Annotated in this window: 7 protein-coding genes; 5 read left to right on the forward strand and 2 right to left on the reverse strand. The window is 69.7% G+C overall.

The genetic code is table 11. The features are described from left to right. Positions 1–71 precede the first annotated feature (71 nt). From nirB to ACH442_RS42440, 4 genes are all read left to right on the forward strand, one after another. A complete protein-coding gene (nirB, locus tag ACH442_RS42425; protein ID WP_396343818.1) occupies positions 72–2,528 on the forward strand; it encodes a nitrite reductase large subunit NirB in 2,457 nt (818 codons plus the stop codon). After that, complete coding sequence (locus tag ACH442_RS42430) at positions 2,525–2,836, forward strand: Rieske (2Fe-2S) protein (protein WP_396343819.1); 312 nt, start codon at positions 2,525–2,527, stop codon at positions 2,834–2,836. Before nirB ends, ACH442_RS42430 begins: the two co-directional genes overlap by 4 nt. 1 nt (position 2,837) lies before the next feature. Continuing rightward, the gene (locus tag ACH442_RS42435) at positions 2,838–4,175 is read left to right on the forward strand and encodes a nitrate/nitrite transporter (RefSeq protein WP_396343820.1); all 1,338 of its coding nucleotides are present in this window, start codon (positions 2,838–2,840) and stop codon (positions 4,173–4,175) included. 272 nt (positions 4,176–4,447) lie between these two features. Next, entirely contained in the window at positions 4,448–4,906 is a 459-nt protein-coding gene (locus ACH442_RS42440) for a hypothetical protein (RefSeq protein ID WP_396343821.1), read from the forward strand. Between the two features lie 224 nt (positions 4,907–5,130). Here the strand turns inward: ACH442_RS42440 and ACH442_RS42445 are convergent, their stop codons facing one another. Further along, on the reverse strand, positions 5,131–7,008 hold the full coding sequence (locus tag ACH442_RS42445) for a hypothetical protein (protein ID WP_396343822.1): 1,878 nt from the start codon (positions 7,006–7,008) through the stop codon (positions 5,131–5,133). A 14-nt stretch (positions 7,009–7,022) separates the two neighbouring features. Beyond that, positions 7,023–7,778: an ABC transporter ATP-binding protein gene (locus tag ACH442_RS42450; protein ID WP_396343823.1), complete on the reverse strand. Its 756-nt coding sequence runs from the start codon at positions 7,776–7,778 to the stop codon at positions 7,023–7,025. A 56-nt stretch (positions 7,779–7,834) separates the two neighbouring features. On the opposite strand from ACH442_RS42450, the gene ACH442_RS42455 reads away from it, so the two are divergent. After that, entirely contained in the window at positions 7,835–9,733 is a 1,899-nt protein-coding gene (locus ACH442_RS42455; RefSeq protein WP_396343824.1) for a hypothetical protein, read from the forward strand. The last annotated feature ends 314 nt before the right edge of the window (positions 9,734–10,047 follow it).

A 10,047-nucleotide genomic window follows, 5' to 3' on the forward strand; every position in this document is an offset into this window, starting at 1 on the left:
GTAAGTGGTCTTCCGGGTTAACGACCCGCCACGAGAGTTCACTGCACACCGGATGCGAAGGGACCGACGCAGTGACTCAGAAGCTTGTCGTCATCGGCAACGGCATGGCGGGGGCCCGCACGGTCGAGGAGATCCTCGCCCGCAACGGGGACTTCTCCGTGACGATGTTCGGTGACGAACCGTATGGCAACTACAACCGGATCATGTTGTCCAACCTGCTCGCCGGGGTGGAGACGGAAGAGGGCATCTTCCTCAACGACCTGGCGTGGTACCAGGACAACGGGATCACGCTGAACGCCGGCGTCAAGATCGAGCGGATCGACGCGAAGAACAAGACGGTCCACGACAGCAACGGCGTGGCCACCCCGTACGACAAGCTGATCATCGCGACCGGCAGTTACTCGTGGACGCCGCCGATGAAGAACGTGCACAACCCGAAGCGCGGCTACCACCAGGGTGTGTTCGCGTTCCGGACGCTCGACGACACGCGCGGCATGATCCGGTACGCCCGGGACCACGAGCGGGCGGTCGTGATCGGTGGCGGCCTGCTCGGCCTGGAGGCGGCGCGCGGCCTGCAGAACCACGTCAGCCACGTGACCCTGCTGCACGCGATGGGCCATCTGATGGAGCGCCAGCTCGACCCCAAGGCCGGGCAGATGCTGCAGGCCAGTGTCGAGGGCAAGCTCGGGATCAACGTGATCACCAACGCGATGACCTCGGAGATCCTCGGCAAGGACCGGGTCACCGGGGTCAAGCTGGCCGACGGCACGGTCATCGAGTGCGACGTGGTGGTGATCGCCGCCGGCATCCGGCCGAACACCCAGATGGTCGCGGACAGCGGGCTGCCGGTCGAGCGCGGCATCGTGGTCGACGACCAGATGCGGGTGCAGGGGCAGGACGACATCTACTCGGTCGGGGAGTGCGCCCAGCACCGCGGCAACCTCTACGGCCTGGTCGCGCCGCTGTGGGATCAGGCGAAGGTGCTGGCCGACCACATCACCGGCACCACCGGTGTGGCCTACACCGGCTCGAAGCTGCACACCAAGCTCAAGGTCGCCGGCATCGACGTCGCCTCGATGGGCCTGATCGCCCCGGAGCACGACGAGGACGAGGTGATCGTCTACAACGAGCCGAAGAAGGGCGTCTACAAGCAGCTGATCATCCGGGACGACGTGCTGGTCGGTGCGACGCTGGTCGGGGACAACAGCAAGGCGGCGTCGCTGATCCAGCACTTCGACCGGGGGACCGCGCTTCCGGACGAGCGGTCGTCGCTGATCTTCGACATCGGGGGAGCGGTCGAGGAGTCGCCGGCCGAGATGTCCGACGACACCCAGGTCTGCAACTGCAACGGTGTCAGCAAGGGCGCGATCTGCGGGGTCGTGGCCGGTGGCTGCGGAACGGTCAGCGGAGTCATGGACAAGACTCGCGCGGGCAAGGGCTGCGGCACCTGCAAGCCCCTGGTCCAGCGGATCGTGGAGTGGGCCAACGGGGGAGCGGCGGAAGAAGACCCGGCTGCTTCGTGGTACGTCCCGGGCGTGCCGATGCCCAAGCCCGAGCTCATGGCTGCGATCCGGAAATATGAGCTCAAGAGTGTCTCGTCGGTTTTCGCCAAGCTGGTGCCGGGCGGGGAGCACGACGCCAAGAGCAAGATGGGCCTGGCCTCGCTGCTCAAGATGATGTGGGCGGACCAGTACGAGGACGAGCGGGACGCCCGGTTCATCAACGACCGCGTTCACGGCAACATCCAGAAGGACGGCACGTTCTCCGTCGTCCCGCAGATGAAGGGCGGCGTCACCACCCCGGCCGAACTCAAGCGGATCGCCGAGGTGGCCGAGAAGTACCGGGTCCCGATGGTGAAACTGACCGGTGGCCAGCGCATCGACCTGCTCGGCGTGCCGAAGGAGCAGCTGCCGGCGATGTGGGCCGACCTGGACATGCCGTCCGGCTATGCCTACGCCAAGAGTTTCCGCACGGTGAAGACCTGTGTCGGCTCGGACTTCTGCCGCTTCGGGGTCGGTGACTCCACCGCGCTGGGCATCGCGATCGAGGAGCGCTTCCAGGGTCTCGAGGGCCCCGGGAAGATGAAGCTCGCGGTCACCGGGTGCCCGCGCAACTGCGCCGAGGCGTACGTGAAGGACCTCGGGGTCGTCGCGATCGACGGCGGCAAGTGGGAGATCTACGTCGGCGGTGCGGCCGGCGCTCACATCCGCAAGGGCGACCTGCTCACCACGGTGGACTCGGCCGAAGAGGTGATCCGGCTGACCGGACGCTTCCTGCAGTACTACCGGGAGAACGCCAACTGGCTGGAGCGGACGTACGCGTTCGTCCCGCGGATCGGCATCGACCGGATCCGGGGGATCGTCATCGACGACGTGGACGGTATCGCCGCTGCTCTCGACGCCGCTGTCGAGGAGGCCGTGCAGTCCTACAAGGACCCCTGGAAGGAGCGGGCCGAACCGGCCACGCCCGGCCAGTTCCGTACCTCCCTGCCCCTGACCGTCCTCCCCCAGGTTCCGGTGCGCTCATGAAAACGATCTCTTTGGTAAACCTCGGCCCGCTCACCGACATCCCGTTCGGCGAGGGACGCACCTACGCCGTCGACGGGGAAATGATCGCGATCTTCCGCCTGCGTAACGGCTCCCTGCGCGCGGTCTCGGCGGTCTGCCCCCACAAGGGCGGTCCGCTGGCGGATGGGCAGATCGACAACTCCGTGGTCGTCTGCCCGCTCCACCTGTTCTCCTGGGACCTCTCCACCGGGTGTTCCCAGTCCGGCCAGCCCCCGATCAACGTCTACCCGGTCCGGGTCGACGACGGGCAGATCGTCTTGGGAGAGTGACATGACCGCCATTGCCGTAGAGCGTCCTTCATCCGCTTCACTCAAAGGCCACTGGATCGACGACTGGAACCCCGAGGACCCGGCGTTCTGGGCCAATGGTGGGTCGAAGATCGCCAAGCGCAACCTGATCTTCTCGATCTTCTCGGAGCACATCGGTTTCTCGGTGTGGTCGCTGTGGTCGGTGATGGTGCTCTTCCTCGGCCCGCAGTACGGCTTCGACCCGGCCCAGAAGTTCCTGCTCACCGCCGTGCCGACGCTGGTCGGGGCGGGGCTGCGGATCCCGTACACGTTCGCGGTGGCCCGTTTCGGCGGCCGTAACTGGACCATCATCAGCGCCTCGCTGCTGCTCATCCCGTCGGTGCTGGCGGCGTTCATGATCAAGCCGGGCATCGAGTTCTCGACGCTGCTGATCCTGGCCGCGACCGCAGGTGTCGGCGGTGGCAACTTCGCCTCGTCGATGGCGAACATCAACGCGTTCTTCCCGAACCGCTACAAGGGCTGGGCGCTCGGCATCAACGCCGGCGGCGGCAACATCGGCGTCGCCGCGGTGCAGCTGGTCGGCCTGTTCGTGCTGGCGACGTTCGGCGCCGCGCACCCCGGATATGTGGCCGGCATCTACATCCCGCTGATCGTGCTCGCCACGCTCGGGTCGGCGCTGTGGATGGACAACCTCAGCCAGGCCCGCAACGAGAAGCGCGGCATGCGGGACGCCGTGAAGGAGGGGCACACCTGGGTGATGTCGCTGCTCTACATCGGCACGTTCGGCTCGTTCATCGGCTTCGGGTTCGCGTTCGGGCAGGTGCTGCAGGTGCAGTTCGCCACCCAGTTCAACACGCCCATCAAGGCGGCGTACCTGACGTTCCTCGGACCGCTGCTGGGCTCCCTGGTCCGGCCCGTCGGCGGGGCGCTGGCCGACCGGCTGGGCGGCGCGAAGGTGACGTTCGTGAACTTCATCGCGATGGGGCTCGGCGCCAGTGTCGTCCTGGTGGCGGCGCAGCAGCGGTCGCTGCCGCTCTACATCGCCGGGTTCATCAGCCTGTTCATCCTCAGCGGGCTGGGCAACGGGTCGACGTACAAGATGATTCCGGCGATCTTCAAGTCGAAGTACGCGTCCGACGACCACCAGGCGCGGCGGATCTCCGGCGCGGTGATCGGCATCGCCGGGGCGATCGGCGCGGTCGGCGGGGTGCTGGTCAACCTGGCCTTCCGGCAGTCGTTCCTCACCTACAAGGACGCGGACGCGGCGTACCTGGCCTTCATCGGCTTCTACGCCCTCTGCGTGGTCGTCACCTGGGTGGTCTACCTGCGGCCCGGCGCTCGGAACAAGATCGCGGTCTGACGCTCTGCATCCTGGTGGCCCGGCGCTTCTTCTGCGCCGGGCCACCGTCCGTTCACCGGCTCCCCACATTCGTACCCCGTCTGCGGTGCCGGGGTTGACGTTTCATGGATGCGTAATGAGCTGCACAAATGCTCGGTTGATCAAGCTTCGTCGAAGATCGAATGGCAATCCGGGGTCACCTGATCGTGGACGTGTGTCGCCAAGCGAAAAGACCCGTCATCCATATGATCGGTTTGTCCGAAATTACCTTTCTGAGCGAAATGGTGATCCCTATGAACAAGGTGATGCGCGGCGTCGCGATGTCCGGCCTGGCCGTCGCCGCCGGCTTGATCGTCACCGCCGGCCCGGCCGCGGCCTCCTCCGCGGCGCCCGCTACGCCGCAGGCCAAGCCGAAGGCGCCGGCTGCGGCCCACGCCCAGCCGCGCTCCCGGGTGCTCGGCTTCTACCGCAGCGCGGGCGCGTGCCACAGCGACGGGCGACGCGGCGAGTTCCGCCGCCAGTGGACCGGCCACGACTGCATTCCGGTGCGGGAGCGGTTCCGCCGGGGTTACGTGCTCAAGGTCTACTACGGCTGGGGCCGCCCCGACTTCCACGACGGCCCGCACGGCCCCGGCGGCCCGCACGGTGGCCCGGACTTCCACGGCGGCCCGCACGGTGGCCCGGACTTCCACGACGGCCCGCACGGCCCGGGTCCCGATCACGGCCCGCACGGTCCGTGGAAGAAGAACTGACGCACTTCGTTTCACGGCCGCGGGCCGCATCCCTCACGGATGCGGCCCGCGGCCGTTTCTGCATTTGTCCCGGCCGCTGCCGCTTCCGGTCGACGATTTCCCGGTACGCCGTGAGCCGCGACCCTCGCACCGGAATGATCAAATGAGCTGCCGACGTTTGTCGCCGCAGAATGCGGGAATATCCGACTTTTTCTGTACAAATCTGTCCGAACGGTCGGCGGCGATTAGTCCCTTTCGGTGACCGCGACGGGCGCCGTCTCGGTATCGACCCGAGCAGCCGCCGCCCCCACGCCAGCCTCGAGCGGCCGCCGCCCCCACAACACCAGCCCGGTCAGCAGCATCGCCGCACCGAACGCCACCATCCCCAGCGCCGCTCCGGTCCGGGCACCCCCACTCAGATGCCCGGCCACGATCCACGCCCCGTGCACGTCCAGCACCAGAACCAGCAACCCCTGCGGCAGTACGGGAATCCACCCCACCGTCAGCAGCACCAGCGCCCACGCCGTCGACTTGTTCTCCCGGTACCACTCGGCGTCCCAGGTCAGCGGCACCGCGGGCGCTGCCGGGGCGCTCCGATCACCGGCCGCCGCCAGGATCTCGGTGCCTCGCCGCGCGACCCGCTCGTCGGCCAGCCAGAGCGCCCCCCAGCCGGTCGCTGCCCCCACGATCACACCGGCCACCGGCGCGAGCAGTCGCAGACCGCCCGGCCCCCACACGGCCAGCGCGAACGCGGGCGCGGCGGCCACCAACGGACCGGCCAGCGCCAGCAGCACGCTGACGATGTCGGTCGGGTTGTCGGCCGCGGTCGGGTGGCGGGCGTCGCGCACCGGCCGGACCCGCAACAGCGACACCCAGACCGGGGTGGACGCCCCGGCGGCGAGGACCGCGGGCAGCACCGCGAGCGCCGGCAGCGGGTCGACACCCGGCGCGACCAGGATCCCGGCGACGGTCAGTACGACACCGATCGGCGCGGCCAGGATCAGCCAGGCCAGGGCGCGGCCCCGGACCTCGGCGCGCTCGCCGAGCGGACTGAGCAGCGGGATCCACAGGGCGGTGCCGTCCAGCCCGACCAGGCCGGCGGCCATCGCCGAGGCCCACAGGACGGCGAGCGGGCCGGCCCACGGCGCCAGCAACGTGACGTGGGCGAGCAGCGGCAGCATCCCGAGCAGCAGTCCGTAGACCACGGCGAACGTCAGGTACTGCAGGCGCAGCGGATGCCGTACCCAGGAAAGCAGTTCCCGGACCGTGACCGCGCGGATCGGGCCCGGTGCCGCGCCGGCCCTCGCGTCCGCGGTGAGAGTGCGGCGCGGGCTGAACGGCGCCCCGGCCGAGATCGCCCGGCGGACCAGCAGCGCGTAGGCGACGACGCCCACGCCGACCAGCAGCGCCAGCGCGATCAGCAGCCCGGCCGTGGCCGCCCCGCGGCCGGTGGCGGCGGCCAGCGGCCAGTCCCCGGGCAGTCGCTCCAGGGCGGGGATCGTGGCCGCGGGCGGGCCGGTGACCAGCAGCGAGCCGATCCACGGGGCAACCGCCCAGACGGAACCGGAAACTCCCATCACCGCGCCGGTGAAGAGCCCGGTGAGGACGGCCCCGACCGGCCCGGCGGCCCGGCCGACCGCCTCCACGGCGACGGCCGACCCGGTGAGGCCGAGGAGCCAGAGCAGGACGGCGCCGATCGCGGCCACCCCGGCCGGCCCGGCGCCCTGCGTGACGGCGGCGTGCACGGGCAGGGCGGCGAGCGCGATCAGCGACACGGCCGGGCCGATGCCGACCGCGGACGAGGTGAGCAGACCGGCCGTCATCGGCCCGGTGGTGATCGGCTCCAGGCGCAACTGGGTCGGCCGCAGCCGGCCACGGGTCCCGCCGAGCAGGAGCGGCAGGACGATCCAGCCCAGGACCCACGCCTCGGCCAGGATGCCGAGCGTGTGGCGGTTTCCGGTCACGGCGTACCGGATGAGCCAGGCGGCGGCGAGCAGCCCGGCCGGCGCGGCCGCCATCGGCGCCGGGTTCTCGCGCAGGGCGCGGCGCAGCATCGTCCACCGCATCCGGGCCAGGGTGGCGACGGCGGTCGCCGGCGCGGTGGTGGTGGTCGGCGTGCTCACGCCGGGATGTGTGCTCATCCCGGGATCAGCCAGGCCAGCTCCGCCGACCCGGGCGCGTCGGCACCGACCAGCTCGACGAAACGGTCCTCCAGGCCGACGTCCCCGGCGACCTCACCGACCGGGCCGGCTGCCACGACCCGGCCCTTGTGGATCACGGTGACGTCGTCGCACATCTGCTCGACCAGCAGCATCGAGTGGGTGGAGAGCACGGTGGTGCCGCCGCCCGCGACGAAGCGGCGCAGAACCCGCCGGATCGCCGCCGCCGACACCGGGTCGACCGCCTCGAACGGCTCGTCCAGCACCAGCAGCCGCGGTGCGTGCAGCAGCGCCTGGGCCAGGCCGACCTTCTTGCGGGTACCGGTCGAGCAGTCGGCCAGTGGGGTCGCCGCGCCCTTGGCCAGGCCGAGCACCTCGATCAGCTCGGCGATGCGGCTCTCCGGCGAGGCGACCCCGCGCAGGCCGGCGCAGTAGCGCAGCAGTTCCGCCCCGGTGAGCCGTTCCGGGAAGTCCAGCCCGTCCGGTAGCACACCGGTCAGGGCCCGGGCCCGCGGCCGGTCGGCGAGCGCGTCGCCGCCGAGCAGCCGGATCGAGCCGGCGTCGGGGCGGATCAGGCCGACCGCCATGCCGATCGTGGTCGACTTGCCGGCGCCGTTCGGCCCGACGACGCCGTGGAACGTCCCGGGCCGCACGGTGAGATCGAGGTGATCCACCGCCCGGTATGTTCCGAAAGTCTTGGTCAGGCCACGTATCTCCAGGGCGGTGTCGCTCACGGGTTCACCCTAGTCAATGGCTTCCCATCGGTGCGTGTAGATGGAAATGTGTCCACATGAGATGGCGAACCCCTTTCCTGGCGACCCTGGTCGTGGCGCTGGTGACGGCGTCGGCGGGACCCGCCGGTGCGGCCGTGGCCTCGCCCCGGCTCGGACACCTCGACCCCGGCGGGCAGCCCCGCCTGACCGAGAGGGTGCCGGTCAACGTGGTCTTCGTCGGCTACACGCCGGCGCAGGCGGACAAGAGCAAGTTCCTCGCCGGCCTCGCCACGAAGTACGAGCCGGTCGTCCGCTCCCGCCTGGCCTACGGCGTGACCGAGAAGCTGGGCATCACCTACACCTACGACTACCGCCTCAACTACACCGGCAAGGCGTACCAGGACACGTTCTTCCGGCAGCTCGGCAAGCTGGCCACGCCGGCCCCGCTGACCGCGTACCAGCAGGCCTACAACGATCAGGCCAAGAACGTCCTGGACATCACGTCGAACAACTACATCGACGCGCCGAGCGTGGAGAAATGGCTGGCCTTCCACCCGCCGGCCGGCGTGGACACCCGCCGGAACACCATCTACTTCATCAACTGGTTCGGGCGCTCCGACTTCAAGTTCCACGTCTATACCAAGACCGGAGAGCCCGATCCGGACACCGGCTACGACTTCGGCAAGAACCGCGAGAGCCGCAAGATCATCGCGTGGGGCGGGACGACCGCCGACGACGAGGAGACCGGCCTCGGCGCGACCCGGCGCGTCTGGTTCCACGACCTGTCGGCCGGCCCCGAGTCCTGGACGTCGAACTACGACGTCGACAACGCCGACGTGGACGGCGACGGCGTCCCCGACTACCGGATGCCACCGACCTGGGAATACGCCGAGAACGGTTTCCGGGACCCCGGCCGGCTCGCCGGTGACCTCTCCAAGATCACGCGGTACGTGGCGCTGAACCTGCTGATGACCACGTCACCGCTCTACCCGGTCGAACTGCCCGGAGCGAGGCTGCCGAAGAGCATCAACGTCGACAGCAACACGTACGAGGGCTGGGCCGGCGTCGACGCGTCGAAGCAGTACATCAAGCCGGCCCTGGTCACCGAGGAACTCTCCGAGCTGCGCTGGCGCAACCGGATCGGCGAGGACCAGCAGGACCTGCCGTACACCGCCGAGAACCAGGCCTGCTACCTGGCCGAGCTGGCCGACGAGTCGTGCTACCCGGAGACCGGCTACCCGGCGTTCGCGAACCTCTACCTCTACACGCGTGATCACCTCGACGGCGTGCTCGACGGCAAGCCCGACTACGAGGTGCCGGTCTTCAACTACGCGGTCGGGGCGGGCATCGGCGTGCCGGCGCTCGGTTACGCCGACGACGACTACGAGACCGGCGACCAGACGTACGTCTTCTCGTTCATCTCGCCCGAGGTCGTGGCCAGCGGATACGGCCTGACCACGACGCAGATCCACGAGGTCGGCCACCACCTGGGCATGTCGCACCCGCACGACGGCTACGACAGCGCCACCGGCGTCGACTACGGCCCGTCCGGCGACTTCCTGTTCGCCAACGCCGGCGACGAGAACAACTCGATGATGAGCTACATCGACCTGAACTGGGACTTCAGCCAGTTCGACCGCGACAACAGCGACCGCTTCCTGACCGCCGCCTACTGGGAGGCCGCCGACCGGGTGGCCGCGACCGTCCCCGCCGGTAAGGGCCGCGCGTCGCTGAAAGCAGCCGACGCCCTGCTCGGGCTGGCCGCGAAGGCGTTCGCCGCCCACGAGTACCGGGCCGCCTACGCCCTCGCCGAGAAGGCCTACTACACGGTCGCCGCGATCCCCGGCGCGCACACCGCGCAGGTGAACACGCAGCTCAAGGCCGAGGCCAACGCCGCCCGCCGCAACACCGAGATCCACGACCCGCACGAGTTCATCGACACCCTGGCCCCGGAAAGCCCGCGCAGCCAGCCCTGAAACCAAGCAAGTTCGTCATGGCCCGGCTCCGCCGGGGTACCGACCGTCGCTCCCGCGGAGACCCTTGCGAGCTGAGCGTTCTGGGCGCCCCGCGCCCTGCTCAGCCCGCAAGGACGTCCTCCGTGGGTGGGCACGGCTACCCAAAACCACACCCGGCGTCCACCGCATGGTTCGACCCCGCCGCCAACGCATTTCGCCCGTCGATGGCGAGCGGAGCGCGGGCCACAGAAACACCAATATAAGCCCCCAGGGCGGCAGGGGGGGGGGGGGGGGGGGGGTTGGGCGCGGGGGGGGGGGGCCCCGGGGCCGGGCCC

This window comes from Actinoplanes sp. NPDC020271 (genome assembly GCF_044388125.1).
GTDB lineage: Bacteria > Actinomycetota > Actinomycetes > Mycobacteriales > Micromonosporaceae > Actinoplanes.

What these genes read in the sequence shown, in the direction of transcription:
- ACH442_RS42435 (WP_396343820.1), top strand. Translation starts at nt 2,838, where the DNA reads ATGACCGCCATTGCCGTAGAGCGTCCTTCATCCGCTTCACTCAAAGGC.
- ACH442_RS42440 (WP_396343821.1), top strand. Translation starts at nt 4,448, where the DNA reads ATGAACAAGGTGATGCGCGGCGTCGCGATGTCCGGCCTGGCCGTCGCC.
- ACH442_RS42430 (WP_396343819.1), top strand. Translation starts at nt 2,525, where the DNA reads ATGAAAACGATCTCTTTGGTAAACCTCGGCCCGCTCACCGACATCCCG.
- ACH442_RS42455 (WP_396343824.1), top strand. Translation starts at nt 7,835, where the DNA reads ATGAGATGGCGAACCCCTTTCCTGGCGACCCTGGTCGTGGCGCTGGTG.